The organism is Asanoa iriomotensis (assembly GCF_016862515.1).
Classification (GTDB): Bacteria; Actinomycetota; Actinomycetes; order Mycobacteriales; family Micromonosporaceae; genus Asanoa; species Asanoa iriomotensis.
Genome location: NZ_BONC01000038.1, coordinates 1 through 15,286, shown reverse-complemented (window position 1 = coordinate 15,286; position 15,286 = coordinate 1). Strand labels below are relative to the sequence as shown.

Sequence of the window (15,286 nt, the reverse complement as noted above, 5' to 3'; positions counted from 1 at the left end):
GGGTGGACGCGAAATGCGATAGTTGTGCCATGTCACGGGTGCTGCTGATCGAAGACCACCACACGGTGCGAGAGGGTCTGCGGATCGCGCTCACGCGGCAGGGGCACGCGGTGGACGCCGTCGACAGCGGCGAGCGCGGGCTGGCGCACCTCTCCTCCGCACCCGCCGACGTCGTGGTGCTCGACCTGATGCTGCCCGGCATGGACGGCTTCGAGGTGTGCCGGCGGATCCGCGCCAGCCAGGACCTGCCGATCATCATGCTGACCGCCCGCGACGACGACATGGACGTGGTCGCCGGTCTGGAGGCCGGCGCCGACGACTACGTGGTCAAGCCGGTGCAGGCCCGGGTGCTCGAGGCGCGGATCCGGGCGGTGCTGCGGCGCGGCAACGCACGCGCGGCCGAGCCCGCGGCCGTGGAGAAGCACGCCGACCTGAGCATCGACCGGGCCGCGCTGGTGGTCCGCAAGGGTGGCGAGCCCGTCGGTCTCGCACCGACCGAGCTGCGCCTGCTCCTCGAGCTGTCCGCGACGCCGGGCCGCGTCCACAGCCGCCAGCAGCTCCTCGAAGCGGTCTGGGACCAGGGTTACCTCGGCGACTCACGGCTGGTCGACGCCTGCGTGCAGCGGCTCCGGGCCAAGATCGAAGACGACACGACCGCACCGGTGTACGTGCAGACGGTCCGCGGGTTCGGATACCGGTTCGGGCCTTTGTGACCGCCTGGACCCTCGGCCTGCGTGGTCGCCTGCTGCTCGCGTTCGCGGTGCTCGGGCTGACCACGACCGCGCTCGTGGCCGGGGTGAGCTACGGGCAGGCCCGCACCGTGATCCTGCAGAAGGCGCAGGACGCCGCGGTGGTCTCGCTCGTCGACCAGGCCGCGCGGGTGCTGCCGCTGCGGGAGCTGCCGCCGAGCCAGGACCAGCTCGACGCGATCGCGCAGAACCTCGGCGAGGGACCCGATCCGGCGGTGGTCGCCTACCGCGGCCGGACCGCCTCCTCGTCCGACCTGTCGCTCGACGAGATTCCGGCGGAGCTGCGCGGTGAGGTGACCGGCGGCCGGGTGGTCTGGCAGCGGGTCACCATGGGCGGCGGGCCGTGGCTGGCGATCGGGACGCAGCTGATGACCGAGCGGCCCGACGGCGGCACCGAGCCCACCGGGATCGAGGTCTACCGGATGCACGCGCTCGGCGACGAGCAGCGCAGCATCGACCAGCTGGCCGCGCTCGCCTGGTCGACGGGTTCGGCGTCGCTGGTGCTCGCCGTGCTGCTGGCCCTGCTCGCCGCGCGCGGCGTGCTGCGGCCGGTGCGGGAGCTGGGCCGCGCCGCGCGCCGCCTCGGCGAGGGCGACCTGCGCACCCGGGCGACCGTGCGCGGCACCGACGAGCTGGCCGGCGTCGCGCAGATCTTCAACCAGACCGCCGAACGGCTGGAGCGCCAGGTCGGCGAGCTGCGCCGGATGGAGGCGGACGCCCGGCGGTTCGTGGCGGACGTGTCGCACGAGCTGCGTACGCCGCTGGCCGCCATGACCGCCGTGACCGACGTGCTCGACGAGGAGTCGGCCCGGCTGCCCGGTGATGCCGGCAAGGCCGCCCGGCTGGTCAGCCAGGAGACGCAGAACCTCGCGCAGCTCGTCGAGGACCTGATCGAGATCAGCCGGTTCGACGCGGGGACGGCCGCGCTCTCGCTCGACGACCTCGACGTCGGCGCCGCGGTGCGCGCGACACTGCGCTCGCGCGGCTGGACCGACCAGGTCGAAACCGAGCTGCCCGACGGGATCGTGGCGCGCCTGGACCCCCGGCGGCTCGACGTGATCGTGGCGAACATGGTGGGCAACGCGCTGCGGCACGGCGCGGCGCCGGTCACCGTGCGGCTGCGGGCTCCTGCGGGATGGGTCGAGGTGACCGTGGCCGACCACGGGTCGGGGCTGCCGCCGGACGTGCTGGCGCGGGCCTTCGACCGGTTCTACAAGGCGGACACGGCGCGGTCGCGGTCCGACGGTGCCGGGTTGGGCCTGGCGATCGCGCTGGCGAACGCGCGGCTGCACGGCGGTTCGCTGGTCGCCGGCAACCGCTCGCCCCAGGGCGCGGTGTTCACGCTGCGCCTGCCGTCGGGAGGTGGTGCGTGAAGCGCTGGATCGTCGTACCGCTGTTGCTCGTCGCCTTCCTCGGTGGCTGCGGCGTGCGGCCCAGCGGGGTGATCACCGGCGGGCCGGCGCCGACCGGGAAGGTCGACGGCGCGCGGATCTACCTGATCTCCGACGGCGAGCCGGCGCTGGTGCTGCGCCAGTCCAAGCCGGCCACGCCGGACGAGGTGCTGCGGTTGCTCGCCGCAGGGCCGAGCGACGCCGAGCGGTCGCTGGGTCTGACGACGGAGGTGCCGAGCGGTCTCGCACCCAAGGTCGCGCTGGAGGACGGCGCCACGGTGGTGGCGGTCGGGACGGACGTGCGATCGCTCCCGGTGCTGGCGGTCGTGCAGATCGTCTGCACGGTGCAGGCGACGACCTCGTCGGCGCCGGTGTCGCTGGTCAGCGGCGGGCAGCGCCGGGGACCGCTGACCTGCCCGAGGTACCCGCCGTCCTGACCGCGCCGGCGATCAGGATGTCGAGCAGCTCGGGATAGCTGATGCCGGCGCGCTGCCAGATCTGGGGATACTGGCTCGCGCTGGTGAAGCCCGGGAACGTGTTGACCTCGTTGAGGACGGGTTCTCCGTCGTCCGGCAGGAAGAAGTCGACGCGGATCAGGCCGCGGCAGCCGAGCGCCTGGAACGCGCGGATCGCGGCGTCCTGCAGCGCGGCGGTGGTCGACGGGTGCAGCTTCGCCGGGATCTGGAACCGCGCGCCGCCCGCGTACTTGGCGTCGTAGTCGAAGAAGCCCGCACCGGTCACCGTGATCTCCAGCGGTGGCCCGGCCTCGACGCGGCCGTCCGGGTGCTCCAGCACGGCCACGTCGACCTCCCGGCCGATCACCGCGGGCTCGACCAGCACCTTGCCGGGGTCGAACATCCGGGCCAGCGCGAGCGCCTCGGGCAGTTGCCACCATGCGGTCACCTTGGACACGCCCAGGCTGGACCCGGCCCGGGCCGGCTTGACGAACACCGGCAGGCCGAGCCGCCCCTGGTCGTCGGGTTCGAGGTGGTCGCCGGCGCGCAGCGTGACCCCGCCGGCTACCCGCAGCCCGTCGGCGGCGAGCAGCGTCTTGGTGACCGCCTTGTCCATGCCGGCGGCGCTGGCGAGCACCCCGTTGCCGACGTACGGGACGCCGAGCCACTCGAGCAGGGCCTGCACGGTGCCGTCCTCGCCGTACGGGCCGTGCAGGGCGGGAAAGACGACGTCCTGTGCGGCGAGCACGTCGAGCGCTCTGCCGAAGTTCACGGGTTTTCGGTCGACGTGCCACTGTCCGTCGCGGCCGATCAGAACCTCGGTCACCGCGTAGGCGTCGCCCAGGTTGGCGATGATGCTCGCGGCCGAGTTGCGGGACACCTCGTGCTCACCGCTGCGCCCACCGAACAACACTGCGATCCTCATGCCGCGACCCCCTGATAGCGCCGGGCGACGCGCGCGCCGATCCCGGTGAGCACGTCGTTCGGGTTGGTGCCGGCCCAGCGGGCCCATTCGGTGACGGTCGGCTCGTCGGGGCCGGGCCCGAAGACGGTGACCGGGTCACCGAGCCGCACCGGCCGGTCGCCGACGTCGACGACACACTGGTCCATCGCGATCCGGCCGACGATCGGGCAGCGGGCGCCGCCGACCCAGACCTCGGCTCTGCCTTCCGCATTGCGCGGCAGCCCGTCGGCGAACCCGACCGGCACCAGCGCGAGGGTGGTGGGCTCGGCGGTGACGTGGTCGGGCCCGTAGGAGACACCGGTGCCGGCGGGGACCTGCTTGAGGTTGACGACGCTGGACCGCAGCGTCATCGCCGGCCGCAGCCCGATGTCTCTGCCGCCACCCGGATCCACGCCGTACAGGGCGAGCCCGACCCGGCAGATGTCGAACCTCGTCGCCGGCGCGGTGAGCGCGGCACCGGAGTTGGCGAGGTGGAGCAGCACCGGGTCGAGGCCGCCGGCACGGGCCACCCGGACAGCGGTCCGGAACGCGCTCACCTGCCTGCGCACCAGAGGCGACCCCGGCTGGTCGGCGTCGGCGAGGTGGGACCAGACGCCACGCACCCGGATGCTGCCGGCCATCTCGTGCGCCCTGGCGAGCGCGACCAGATCGGCCCAGTCGCTGCCGTGGCGGGCACCGTTGCGCGACAGCCCGGTGTCGACCTTGAGCTGGACCATCGCGGGCCCGCCACTGGTGGCGGCTGCGGCCGCGGCCGCCACGGCACGCAGGTGCGGCAGGGTGGACACCGCGACGTCGACGCCGGCCGCGAGCAGAGGCCCGAAGTCCTCGTCGGGACGGTGGAGCCAGCTGAGGATCGGCGCGCCGACGCCGGAGTCGCGCAGGGCCAGGGCTTCGGCCGACGAGGTGACGCCGAGCCAGGTGGCGCCGGCGGCGAGCGCGGCCCGCGCGACCGGCACGGCACCGTGCCCGAACCCGTCGGCCTTGACGACGGCCATCAGATCGGTCCGGGTGACGGCGGCGATCGTCCGCACGTTGGCGGCGACGGCGTCGAGGTCGACCACGGCCTCGGCGAGCGCGGACGTCACGCCCACGGCGGTCGAGTGGCTGATCACGGGCCAGACGGTGCCAGCGCGATGTCCGGACGCCATCCCCGGAATGTCACGGGACCGTAATAACGGAGGTCAGCCCTGTGACGCCCAACCCACCCGGGCGCGGGCGGTCAGTTGGCCGAGGGGTGGTGTGCGGGTGAGTCGGTTGGGACGGCGCAGGCGGCGGTGCCGCCGGGGAGGCGGTGGCGGTTGCGGGCCACCCAGCGGTAGGCCGGCCAGGCCAGGGCCGTGACCGGGCGCAGGTCGAGGGCGCGGCCCGCCAGACGCCAGAACCAGTTGCTCGTGCGGAGCAGGCGGGCGATGGCCACCGGACCCGCGGCCGTGGCGCCGCCGTCGGCGGGGACCCACTGCACCGCCTCGACGCACTCCGCGCGGGTCAGGCCCAGGGCGTCCAGGTCGGCCCACTGCCACGGGATGACCGTCGCGTTCGTGGGGATGCGGCGTTCCAGGAAGCGGGCACACATGGTGCAGAAAGCGCAGTCACCGTCGTACACGAAGGTGTTGGGCATTTCAGCCTCCGCCCGTCTTGACAGGTACCGGTGGATCAAGCGTAGCCACGCTCTGGCGGCGGGTTGTCGCCCGGCGTAGCCACTCGATCGGGCGCACCCGCTCCAGCGGGAGGAACGCGGTCATCGCGATCAGGTGCGGTGCGAAGGAGATCGAGATGGTGGCGAACGAGAGCAGGTGGAACGAGTAGAAGAAGCCGATCGCGGCGTAGCGGTAGCGGCCCCGCAGGGTGAAGACCAGCGGGCTGAGCGCCTCGAAGGTCACCATGCCGATCTGGGCGGCGATCATCAGGTACGGGACGCTGGCTATCAGGTCGGCGAACTCCGAACCGCGCCGGATGAACGCGCGGGCCAGCACCGAACCCGTCATCCAGCCCACGCCGCCGAAGCGGAGCTTCGCCCAGGCCGCCAGGAAGTAGGTGGCCACCACCGCGATCTGGATCATCCGGAGTGCCCAGCCCGCGGCCTCGCTCCTGTCGCCGTCACCGTGCCGGGCGCGGCCCACCGTCGGCAGCACGGCCAGCGCGATCAGGAACGCGAACCGGTCGTGGTCGACCTTCCCGTAGCTCATCGCGATGATCAGCCACTCGAAGTAGAACCCGCAGACGAGCCAGCCGAGCAACCGCGGGAACCGCCCGGTCGCGGCGAGTGGGGCGAGCACGAGCAGCGACCAGAAGACGACCGCCACCAGCGTCGCGTCCGGCGGTGGCAGGTGCAGCGCGCGGGCGATCCACAGTGGCTGGTAGAGCTCCGTCGGCACGTCGCCGCGGGTGCGCACCCAGGAGCTGTAGACGAGCAGGTCGAAGACGATGAAGAGGTACGTCAGCGTGCGCAGCGCGGCGACCCGCCCGCGGGGTGCGGCCTCGAACAGCCAGGCCCTCACGCGGGCCGCTCCCAGACCGCGCGGACGTCGTCATGCCAGCGGCCCGTCGCGCTGCTGTTGCGGATCTCGTGCAGCCGGACGATCAGCGCGACCTTGACCAGCGGCGACGCGCCCGGATTCAGGCCCTGGTAGCCGTCGGCGATCCGGGCCAACCGGCTCGGGTCCTCGACGTACGCGCCTTCCTGGCCCTCGATCTCCGCCCGGCGGACGCCCGCGTTGCGCTCGTTGAGCACGATCACGCGGCCGGTGCGGTCGGTGCCCTCGACCCGGGTGTCCGGCGCGGGCTCGTTGGGGCCGTTGACGCCGGCGTACATGCTGAACGGTCCGAACGGGAACTTGTCGTCGTATCCCCAGACCGAGCCCGCGAGCAGCAGTGCCGCGGCGACGACGGTCGCGACGACGCGGGTGGCGCGACCGGTGGCCGTCAGCTCCGCCAATGTGGGCACCCCCGTGCGATCGCGCGGGTTGCCCCGGCGGTCATGAAGATAACCCACGTTGTTAACCGGGCAGCATCAGCCGGCGAGGTGACTCCACCTCGGCGCCAGCTCAGGCCACGGGCCGCTGGCCGCGATCGTGCCCTCGACCAGCACGATGACGTGGTCGGCCTGGGCCAGCGCGGCCTGTTTGGACGTCGAGCCGATCACCGTCACGCCGGTCGCCCGCAACGCGCCCCAAAGGTCGAGCTCGGTGGTCACGTCGAGGGCCGACGAGACGTCGTCGGCGATCAGCAGCTCGGTGCGCGGCGCCAGCGCCCGGGCCAGCGCGAGCCGTTGCAGCTGCCCACCGGACAGTCGCGTGCCCTTGTGGCCGATCAGCAGGCCGAGCCCGCCGCCCGCCGCCGCGAGGTCGTGCGAGAGCTGCGCGATCGTGACCGCGTTCTCCGCGTCGACCTGGTGGCCGAGCTGGATGTTGTCCGCGACCGTGCCGGACAGCACGCGCGGGAGCTGGCCGACGTAGCCGACCTGGTTGGGCCGCAGGAACATCTCCGGCTCGGTGACCGGCTCGCCGTTCCAGCGCAGCGTGCCGGTGTGGTGCACGATGCCGGCCATCGCCCGCAGCAGCGACGACTTGCCGGCGCCGACCGGCCCGACGACGAGCACGAGCTGGCCGCGCGCGATCGCCAGGTCGACGTCGCGGACCCCGATCGTGCCGTCCTCGTGGACCGCGGTGAAGCCGCGCAGCTCCAGCTCGCGCAGCGGCGTGCGGGGCGGCACCGCCGGCGCGGGCGCGATGCCGAGCGAGATGTCGACGCCCGGCACCTCGGCCGAGTAGTCGGGTCGGCCGGCCATCGCCGCGGTGCGCCGGGTCCAGACCCGGGCCGACGGAAGCTGGGCGACCAGCGAGGCGGTGGTCCAGGCGAACCAGCGCGCCGCGCCGAGGGTGGCGACCGCGACCAGGGCGGCGCCGCCGGACAGGCCACCGCCGAGGTAGAGGGCCCAGGCACCGATCGGCAGCAGGCCGCTGATGATCGACGGGGTCGACCGGGCCAGCACCTGGGTGGAGATCTCGCGGCGTTGTTTGTCGCTGCGCACCAGGTCGAGGCGGGCCAGGTGGGCGAGGACCGGCTCGCTCGCGCCGGCCAGCTTGATGGTGCGGGCGGCCGACAGCGAGGAGACCAGGGCGGTGGCGAACGCGGCGCGGGCGGCCACGGTGCTGCGGGCGAGCTGCTCGAGCCGGCCGCCGAACGCGGTCGCCACGATGCCCGAGACCAGGATTGTCGCGAGGAAGAACCCGGCCGGCACGAACGACTGCGAGACCACGGTCATCGACACCAGCATGAACACGCAGAGCGTCTGGTCGACCAGGTGATCGGCGAGCAGCACGACGCGCTCGGTGTCGCCGGCCTGCGCGACCACCTCGGCCGGAGTGTGCTTGCTGACCCGCCTTGGGCCGGTCTGGCCGTGCAGCAGCCGCAGGCTGATCCGCAGCATCTGGCGGACCCACCATTCCGGGTACCAGATGGAGGTGACGTACGGCATCGGCAGGTAGACCAGCAGGCCGGCGATGATGCCGACGGTCGGCCAGAGCAGGCTGCCGGTGCCGTCGACCAGGTTGGCCCAGAGGAACGGCAGCACCGAGCCGTCGAGGCCGAGCAGTGTCATGCCGCAGAACACGACCAGGCCGGCGATCCCGAACCGCGGGTCGTTGAGCATCAGCCGCAGGATCTCGCGCAGCGTGCGGGGGCGCGCGGCCTCGGTGACCGGCGGCGGGTCGGCCTTCGGCGGCACGGTGACGGTGACGGTGGCCGCGGCCGGGGTGGGTGCCGGCTCCGGTCGGTCTTCCGCCAGGTCCCAGTCGTCGTCGCTGCCGTCGTCGGGCCGGTCGGCGAGCGCGACGCCGCCACCGACGGCCGCCGGTGCGCCCGCGCGGCTGCGGGCCATCAGCGCCGCGAACCGCTGCGACTCGCGCAGCGGGCCGGCCTCGAGCACCTCGCCGTCGGCGAGCACGATGACCTCGTCGCAGCGGCGCACCGAGGAGAGCCGGTGCGCGATCACGATGCCGATGCGGTCGCGGAGCAGCCGCTGGGTGGCCTGCTGGACGCGCGCCTCGGTGACCGGGTCGAGCCGGGCGGTCGCCTCGTCGAGGATGACCACGTGCGGGTCGCGCACCAGGATCCGGGCGAACGCGACAAGCTGCTCCTGGCCCGCGGAGAGGACGCTGCCGCCCTCGCCGAGCTTGGTGTCGAGCCCGTCGGGCAGCTCGGCGACCCAGGAGGCGAGCCCTAGCTCGTCGAGCGCGGCGCCGGCCTTGCCGACCAGCTCCGGGTCGAAGAGCGCGACGTTCTCGGCGAGCGTGCCGGCGAGGATCTCGGTGCGCTGCGGCACGATCGCGACCCACCGGCGCAGCCCGTCGAGGTCGATGTCGACGAGGTCGGCGTCGCCGAACCGGACCGTGCCCCGCGGCACGTCGACCGCGCGGGTGAGCACCTTGGCCAGCGTCGACTTGCCGGATCCGGTGCGACCGACCACGGCGTACGAGCGTCCGCGCACGAACGAGAGGTCGACGTCCCGCAACGCGGCGGGACGCCCGGTCGCCTCGGCGGCCGGGTAACGGAAGGTCAACCCCCGCACCGCGATGTCGGCGTCGGGCGGCGGCGTGCCACCGACCGGTTCCTGTGGTGACGCCTTCAGCAGCAGGACACGCCCCCAGGCACCGAGCGCGTTCTGCAGCTCGGGAACCATGCGGCTCATGTGCTCGACGAGCCCCGCGAAGCCGATCACGAGGAGCCAGATCGCGGTGAGCCGGGCACCGTCGATCCGCCCTGTGGTCAGCGCCCAGACGCCACCGAGCACGGCCAGCGCGACGCCGACCCGCATGACGCCGACGGCCATCGTGGTGACCTTGGCGGAGAGCTTCCAGACGATCCGGGCGAGCCGCAGCACCTCGCGCGAGCGCCCGGCGAAGAGTCGGAGAACGTAGGGACGGGCCAACGACGTGCGTACGTCGTCCTGACCGTGAATGGACTCCTCCATCACGGCGGCGAGATCGGACCAGGCCTCTTCCTCGGCCATCCGCGCGGGCGCGATCCGCCGGGTGGGCTTGGCCAGCCAGGCGACGAGAATCGCCGCGAGCACGACCATCCCGAGCCCCGCGGGCCACCAGACGACGAGCGCGGTGACGACGGAGACGAGCCCGATGGCCAGGGACTGCACCACCCGGATGCCGCTGCCGCGCAGGTCACCGCCGATCTGGTAGACGTCGCCGTCGATCCGGTCGAGCAGTTCCCCAACGGGCGTCGACTCGAGCCGCGGAATGTCCTGCCCCATCGCGACCCGACAGAGCCGCCGCCGCACGTCGGCGGTCCAGTCGGCACTGAGGCGAGCCATCAACAGCCCGACGGCGGTGTCACTGAACACAGCGGCGACCAGGGCGACGGCGAGCGCCATGAAGGCGGTCGCCGACCGGTCGACCAACACGGGCCCGGCCAGCGCCGCCGCGACCGCCGTCCCCACGGCCTGGATCAGCACGAGCACCGCTACGACGGAGGCGCGTAGCGGTGCGGTCGACCAGAGGTCGCGAAGCAGAGGCATCGGTGCGCATTCCCCCGGGTTGGCGAACCTCCAGCCTGCGCCGGATTCCCGGATCCCTCAACGCATTTAGGCCAAGGCCACACGGGTTCGGTTGACGCGAAAGCGGCTCAACCCGAAACGCACCCATCCATGCCCGACCACGGCATCAACCCCACTCGTCCCCCACCATCAACCGGGCTTGGCTCTCAGCGCGACCGTCGACGGACGCGACCCACGCCCGTTGGTCTTGGGCGGCGCGGACCGTCCCCTCGGCTCGCCGCAGCTTCCGCCGTGCGTCGGCCACGCACCCGGGCCCTTCGCATTCCGCCCGTCCGGCTGACGGAAGCCGCTCCGAGCACCCGCGCCGCACCAGGTCGTGCAGGGTGCCCGCGCACCGGCTCCCACCACGCTGTCGTCGGCCGCGGTTCGAGAGTCCAACCGCGGCGGTGGGTCTGGAGAGATCCGGCGCCAGCGCCGGTTCCCGTCGGACAGCGCCCAACCAGGCCAACCAGGCAACCCACGCGAGAGACGTTGGCAATTGATTTCACAAGAACAGCATCGGACCCAATATGTGCAACCCGTCGCCGAGCACCTCGGCCCGCACCGTTAGACCGCGTTGCCGCCGCCGGCCGCATCCGGACCGCTTGCCGCCACCCGCACCCCGCCGGGGCGACGATTCGCGGCACATCACCCACACCGTTCGACCGTATTGCCGCAAGCCGACCGCGCCCGGACCCGCTTGCCGCGGCGCGCACCCGGGCGGCGTGGCGATTCGCGCCGGGCGGGTTGGGAGGCGGCCGAGTGCGTGGTCGAGGTTCCAGTCCATCGCGGGCCGTGCGCTCGCAACCTGCCGGCGAAGATTCGCCCCTTATATGGCTCCGATTTGGCGGCTAGCCACCGCGGGCCTGGCAGCGGAGCGAAGCGGAGCGGTGTCCGGCGGGAGCGGCGGTCCGGACCGCCGCGGACCCGGGACCGGATTTCCTTCTTCCAAGAGAATGTGTCCCGGCCGGCGGGTGAGGTCCGGCCGGGCGCACGGCGAGCGTCAGGTGCCGGGAATCGGGAAGGCGACCGGGCTGCGGTGGCCGTCGCGGTCGTAGGCGCGGACGCCGAAGAAGACGCTGTCCTTCGAGAGGTTGATGATGGTTTCGGTCACGTTGCCGACGTCGATGACGGTGGTCCAGTCGTCTTCGCGGGTTTCGCGCCAGACCACCTCGTAGCCCGCCAGGTCCGGGTCCGGGTTGGCCTGCCAGCGCAGCTGCGTGTCGTTGGTCAGGTTGGTCGTCACGATGATGACGCCCTTGGGCGTGCCGGGGGCCTCCGACAGCGACCACACCGTGGCCAGGTTGACCTTGGCCACCCGGGCGATGAAGTTGAAGTCGCAGAACTCCGGCAGGTCGCCGAACTGCTTGCCGGTCTCGTCGACGCGGACGTCCTGGTGTTGGTGCGCGAAGTCCTCGTTGGGCTCGGTGAAGCGGCCCGCCGGGTAGCCGCGCTCCAGGAACGAGATGTGGTCGCTGCCGCGTAGGTAGCGGTCGCGTCGCCAGATCACCCGGACGTGCATGTCGGTCTCTTCGTTGTCGGCTACCGCGTCGACGAAGCGGGCCAACTGCCGGCTCGCCGAGTCGTTCTCGCCGCCGACCGAGCGCCGCGTGTTGCCCTGGGCCGGTGTTTCCGAGGTGGGCACGCCTTCCGAGAACAGCCGGATCACGCGTGGCTCGCGGGTGCCGTCGTCGGCCCGGCTGGCGCCGACTATGTCGTTGGAGAACATGCCCTGGATGTCGGTGTTGGCGTCCTTCATCTGCTGCGCCATGAAGATCGAGCCGTAGAGGCCCTGCTCCTCGCCCGCCACCGCGCCCAGCACGAGGGTGGACGCCAGCGGTCGGCCGGCCAGGACGCGGGCCAACTCGAGCAGGATGGCGACGCCGGAGGCGTCGTCGTCGGCGCCGGGTGAGTCGTCGGTGAAGTTCATGACGTCGGTGATGCGCGAGTCGTAGTGCCCGGTCAGCACGTAGACCCGCTCCGGCGACACCGTGCCGCGCAGGGTGGCGATCACGTTGGTGATCACCGTCGGGGTCGGGACGCGCGGTGAGACCGGCTGGGTGAACGACTGCTTCTCGACGGTCATCCGGCCGCCGGAGCGGGCGGCGATGGCCGAGAACTGGTCGAACAGCCAGTCGCGGGCCGCGCCGATGCCGCGGACCGGGTCGGTCTGCGTCGACAGCGTGTGCCGGGTGCCGAACGCGGCCAGCCGGCGCACGTCGGCCTCGATGCGGTCGGCGTCGACCTCACGGAGCGCACGGCGCAGCGCCGCGCTGGGACGTTGGGAACCGAGACGGCGGCCCGGCCCGGCGACGGGCGGGTCGCTCCACCGGTTGTCGGCTAGCGCGGGTTGTGCGCCGACCAGCGGAACGGCTGCGGCGGCGGTGACCGCTGCGGTGACTGCGGACGTCGACAGGAACGCGCGGCGGGTGGCCGTGTGTCGCTCCTGGCTTTCACGGTTGTCTCCCATTCCACGAATCATCGTCTTTGATCGATCTCATCGCAATCAATAGCTCTCGACGAGATGCTCGCGGCCCGCGGGCGGCGGGTAGGCCTCAGGCCAGAAGTCGGTGATCGTGGTGATCAGGCCGGCCTCGTCGAGCTCGAAGAACGTCAGCGCCTCGGCCGGCTCGCCGTCGGCGGTGAAGTGGCACCAGGTCGCCGCCTGGCGCTGCTCGCCGACCACCCGGTGCACGGTCAGGTGCCAGTCAGCCGGATATTCCACATTGAACTGTAGGTAGCGAGCCTTGCCGCGGATGCGCTCCCGGGTCTGCGGCAGGTCGTAGACGACGTCGTCGGCAAGCAACGCGCCGAAAGTGGACCAGTCGCGGGACTCGGCGGCGGCCCAGTAGGCCAGGGCGGTCGCGGTAGGGTTCGTCATGCCCGGAAGGGTGCCATGGGGGTACGACAACAAAGGGATGGCGATGGGCGCTCTGCGCATCCGCGGCCGGGTCCTGCCCAGCGGCGACGAGATCGACCTCTATGCCGACGGCGACCGGTGGACCACCGACCCGGTGCCCGGCGCCGAGCTGGTGGCCGAGGGTTGGCTGCTGCCCGGCCTGGTCGACGCACACACCCATCCCGGTGCCGAAGAGCCGGGCACGCCGATGCGAGACGAGATCCTCCGCGACGACCTGCGCCGCCACGCAAGAAGCGGTGTCATCCTCATCCGCGCCCCCGGGCTCGCCGACCACCCACCGGCCTGGTTCGGCACCGACCCCGACCTGCCGCGCGCCGTGCACGCCGGCCCCTGGTTCGCGCAGCAGGGCCAGTTCTTCGACGGCTGGGGCCGCCGCCCGAGCCACGCCGACCTGCCCATGCTCGCCGCGACGCAGGCCGCCTCGACCGGCTGGGTCAAGCTGATCGGCGACTGGCGCCCCGGCGACCCGCCCTTCCCCGAGACCGTGGTGCGCGCGGTCGTCGACGCCGTCCACGCCGTCGGCGGCCGGGTGGCGGTGCACGCCCAGAACGCCGAGGGTTGCGCGGTGGCCGTCGCCGCCGGCGTCGACTCGATCGAGCACGGCATGTGGCTCGACTCGTTGCTGCTCGACAAGATGGCGGGCCAGGGCACGGCGCTGACCCCGACGCTGGCCACGATCACCGAGAGCCTGGACCGCCGCAGGAACCAACCCGAGACCCCGACCAGCCGCTGGTACGTCGCCGGCGCGAGCGCCCATCCCGCGATGGTGGCCGCCGCGGTCGAGGCCGGCGTGACGGTGCTCGCCGGCACCGACTCGCGCCCGCACGGCCTGGTCGCGGGCGAGATCCGCGCCCTCGCCGCGGCCGGCGTCCCCGCACACGACGCACTCGCCGCGGGCTCGTGGGCGGCCCGGTCCTACCTCGGCCTGCCCGGCCTCGAACCCGGCGCACCCGCCGACGCCGTCGTCTACGCCACAGACCCCCGCAAGGATCTCACCCAACTCGACGACCCGAAAGCGGTGGTGCTGCGCGGCACCAGGATCCGCTAGTCGTCGATCGCCTGGTAAGCCAGCGTCCAGAAGTCGCGCAGGATCGGCGGCGGCGAGGGCGAGAGCCACCCCCGCTGCGTCATCAGCACGGTGATCATCTCCTCGGCCGGGTCGACCCGCCACGAGGTGCCCAGGCCGCCGTCCCACCCGAACGACCCGGGCGTGTCGGAGATCGTCTCGCGCCGCGTCGTCACCTTGCCGCCGAAGCCCCACCCGGACGCCGAGAACTCGTCGGGCACCCAGTGCGGCAGGACCTTCTGGGCCGGCGTCAGGTGGTCGGCCATCATCAGCTCCAACGCGGGCCGCGAGAGCAACCGCTGGTCCCCACGACGCAACAGCATCCGGCCGAACGTGAAGAAGTCTTCCACTGTGGACACCAGGCCGCCGGCGCCAGAGAGGAACGACGGCGCGGTCGTCCACTCCTCCTGCGTGTCCAGCGGCTCCGCGGGCTCGTTCCAATACCCGTGCGCAAGGCGATCAAGAGACGACGGGGGTACGGCGAACCCGGTGTCACCCATCCCGAGGGGCGCGAACACCCGCTCCGACAAGAGGTCCGCAAAGGACAGTCCGGTCGCCCGCGACAGCAGCACGCCGAGCACGTCCGAGCCCGTGTGGTAGAACCACCTCTCCCCCGGCTGCGCCATCAGCGGCAGCGAGCCGAGCCGCTTGAGCCACTCGTCCTGGTCGGGCATGTCGCGCGGCCGCGGCTCGCCCATCCCGATGCCCAGGTCCCAGGCCGCCTTCAGCACCGGGTACGCGTCCGGCGGCGCCAGCACCTGCCCGAACCCCCACGTGAACGTCAGCAGATCCCGCACGGTGATGGGGCGGAAGGCCGGCACGGTGTCGTGCAGCGCCGCGCCCATGCTGCGCAGCACCTGGCGGTCGGCCAACTCGGGCAGCAGCGGGTCGATCGGGTCGTCGAGCCGGATCCGGCACTCCTCGACCAGCATCATCGTCGCGGCCGCGGTGACGGGCTTGGTCATCGAACTGACCCGGAAGATGGTGTCGGCGCTCATCGGGCGCCCGCCGCCGTACGCGGTCGTGCCGATCGCCTCCACATGGGTCTGTCCGCGCCGGCTCACCAGCGCCACCACCCCGGGCACGTCGCCCCGCTCGACATAATCGGTGAGCACGTCGCGCAGCCGTCGCAGCCGCATCGTCGACAACATGTGCCCGAACTTAGCGCGCCCAGGGTCTGTGTCGAAGTCATGG

The 15,286-nt window shown here is 72.6% G+C and carries 13 protein-coding genes; 4 read left to right on the top strand and 9 right to left on the bottom strand.

What is annotated here, in order from left to right:
- Positions 1 to 29: 29 nt before the first annotated feature.
- The 3 genes from Air01nite_RS24755 to Air01nite_RS24745 are packed head-to-tail and all read left to right on the top strand — an operon-like array spanning position 30 to position 2,577.
- A complete protein-coding gene (locus Air01nite_RS24755; RefSeq protein WP_203705608.1) occupies positions 30 to 713 on the top strand; it encodes a response regulator in 684 nt (227 codons plus the stop codon).
- Complete coding sequence (locus Air01nite_RS24750) at positions 710 to 2,122, top strand: ATP-binding protein (protein ID WP_203705607.1); 1,413 nt, start codon at positions 710 to 712, stop codon at positions 2,120 to 2,122. The genes Air01nite_RS24755 and Air01nite_RS24750 overlap by 4 nt, the downstream gene beginning before the upstream one ends.
- Positions 2,119 to 2,577, top strand: a complete 459-nt coding sequence (locus Air01nite_RS24745; protein ID WP_203705606.1) for a hypothetical protein — start codon at positions 2,119 to 2,121, stop codon at positions 2,575 to 2,577. The genes Air01nite_RS24750 and Air01nite_RS24745 overlap by 4 nt, the downstream gene beginning before the upstream one ends.
- Here the strand turns inward: Air01nite_RS24745 and Air01nite_RS24740 are convergent.
- The 8 genes from Air01nite_RS24740 to Air01nite_RS24705 form a co-directional block, all read right to left on the bottom strand.
- Complete coding sequence (locus tag Air01nite_RS24740) at positions 2,522 to 3,520, bottom strand: D-alanine--D-alanine ligase family protein (protein WP_203705605.1); 999 nt, start codon at positions 3,518 to 3,520, stop codon at positions 2,522 to 2,524. The two genes, Air01nite_RS24745 and Air01nite_RS24740, sit on opposite strands and share 56 nt — an antisense overlap.
- Positions 3,517 to 4,671, bottom strand: a complete 1,155-nt coding sequence (alr, locus tag Air01nite_RS24735; RefSeq protein ID WP_239090946.1) for an alanine racemase — start codon at positions 4,669 to 4,671, stop codon at positions 3,517 to 3,519. Before alr ends, Air01nite_RS24740 begins: the two co-directional genes overlap by 4 nt.
- Before the next feature lie 107 nt (positions 4,672 to 4,778).
- The gene (locus Air01nite_RS24730; RefSeq protein ID WP_203705602.1) at positions 4,779 to 5,177 is read right to left on the bottom strand and encodes a thiol-disulfide oxidoreductase DCC family protein; all 399 of its coding nucleotides are present in this window, start codon (positions 5,175 to 5,177) and stop codon (positions 4,779 to 4,781) included.
- 1 nt (position 5,178) lies between these two features.
- Positions 5,179 to 6,057, bottom strand: coding sequence for an HTTM domain-containing protein (locus Air01nite_RS24725; RefSeq protein ID WP_203705601.1), 879 nt, complete (start codon positions 6,055 to 6,057; stop codon positions 5,179 to 5,181).
- Positions 6,054 to 6,503 carry a hypothetical protein gene (locus Air01nite_RS24720; protein ID WP_239090957.1) on the bottom strand — a complete coding sequence of 150 codons (450 nt, stop codon included), beginning with the start codon at positions 6,501 to 6,503 and terminating at the stop codon, positions 6,054 to 6,056. Before Air01nite_RS24720 ends, Air01nite_RS24725 begins: the two co-directional genes overlap by 4 nt.
- Before the next feature lie 66 nt (positions 6,504 to 6,569).
- Positions 6,570 to 10,088, bottom strand: coding sequence for an ATP-binding cassette domain-containing protein (locus tag Air01nite_RS24715; protein WP_203705598.1), 3,519 nt, complete (start codon positions 10,086 to 10,088; stop codon positions 6,570 to 6,572).
- Between the two features lie 1,021 nt (positions 10,089 to 11,109).
- Positions 11,110 to 12,576, bottom strand: a complete 1,467-nt coding sequence (locus Air01nite_RS24710; RefSeq protein WP_203705596.1) for a M28 family peptidase — start codon at positions 12,574 to 12,576, stop codon at positions 11,110 to 11,112.
- A 36-nt stretch (positions 12,577 to 12,612) separates the two neighbouring features.
- Positions 12,613 to 12,987, bottom strand: coding sequence for a nuclear transport factor 2 family protein (locus Air01nite_RS24705; RefSeq protein ID WP_203705594.1), 375 nt, complete (start codon positions 12,985 to 12,987; stop codon positions 12,613 to 12,615).
- Between the two features lie 43 nt (positions 12,988 to 13,030).
- Here Air01nite_RS24705 and Air01nite_RS24700 point away from each other — a divergent pair, with 43 nt between their 5' ends.
- A complete protein-coding gene (locus Air01nite_RS24700) occupies positions 13,031 to 14,074 on the top strand; it encodes an amidohydrolase family protein (RefSeq protein WP_203705591.1) in 1,044 nt (347 codons plus the stop codon).
- Here the strand turns inward: Air01nite_RS24700 and Air01nite_RS24695 are convergent.
- On the bottom strand, positions 14,071 to 15,243 hold the full coding sequence (locus Air01nite_RS24695) for a serine hydrolase domain-containing protein (protein WP_203705589.1): 1,173 nt from the start codon (positions 15,241 to 15,243) through the stop codon (positions 14,071 to 14,073). The genes Air01nite_RS24700 and Air01nite_RS24695 overlap by 4 nt on opposite strands.
- Positions 15,244 to 15,286: the final 43 nt, after the last annotated feature.

Bases quoted from the DNA above. Each gene is read 5' to 3' on its own strand.
- Air01nite_RS24715 (WP_203705598.1), bottom strand. From the start codon at position 10,088: ATGCCTCTGCTTCGCGACCTCTGGTCGACCGCACCGCTACGCGCCTCC.
- Air01nite_RS24695 (WP_203705589.1), bottom strand. From the start codon at position 15,243: ATGTTGTCGACGATGCGGCTGCGACGGCTGCGCGACGTGCTCACCGAT.
- Air01nite_RS24710 (WP_203705596.1), bottom strand. From the start codon at position 12,576: ATGGGAGACAACCGTGAAAGCCAGGAGCGACACACGGCCACCCGCCGC.
- Air01nite_RS24730 (WP_203705602.1), bottom strand. From the start codon at position 5,177: ATGCCCAACACCTTCGTGTACGACGGTGACTGCGCTTTCTGCACCATG.
- Air01nite_RS24700 (WP_203705591.1), top strand. From the start codon at position 13,031: ATGGGCGCTCTGCGCATCCGCGGCCGGGTCCTGCCCAGCGGCGACGAG.
- Air01nite_RS24705 (WP_203705594.1), bottom strand. From the start codon at position 12,987: ATGACGAACCCTACCGCGACCGCCCTGGCCTACTGGGCCGCCGCCGAG.
- Air01nite_RS24740 (WP_203705605.1), bottom strand. From the start codon at position 3,520: ATGAGGATCGCAGTGTTGTTCGGTGGGCGCAGCGGTGAGCACGAGGTG.
- Air01nite_RS24755 (WP_203705608.1), top strand. From the start codon at position 30: ATGTCACGGGTGCTGCTGATCGAAGACCACCACACGGTGCGAGAGGGT.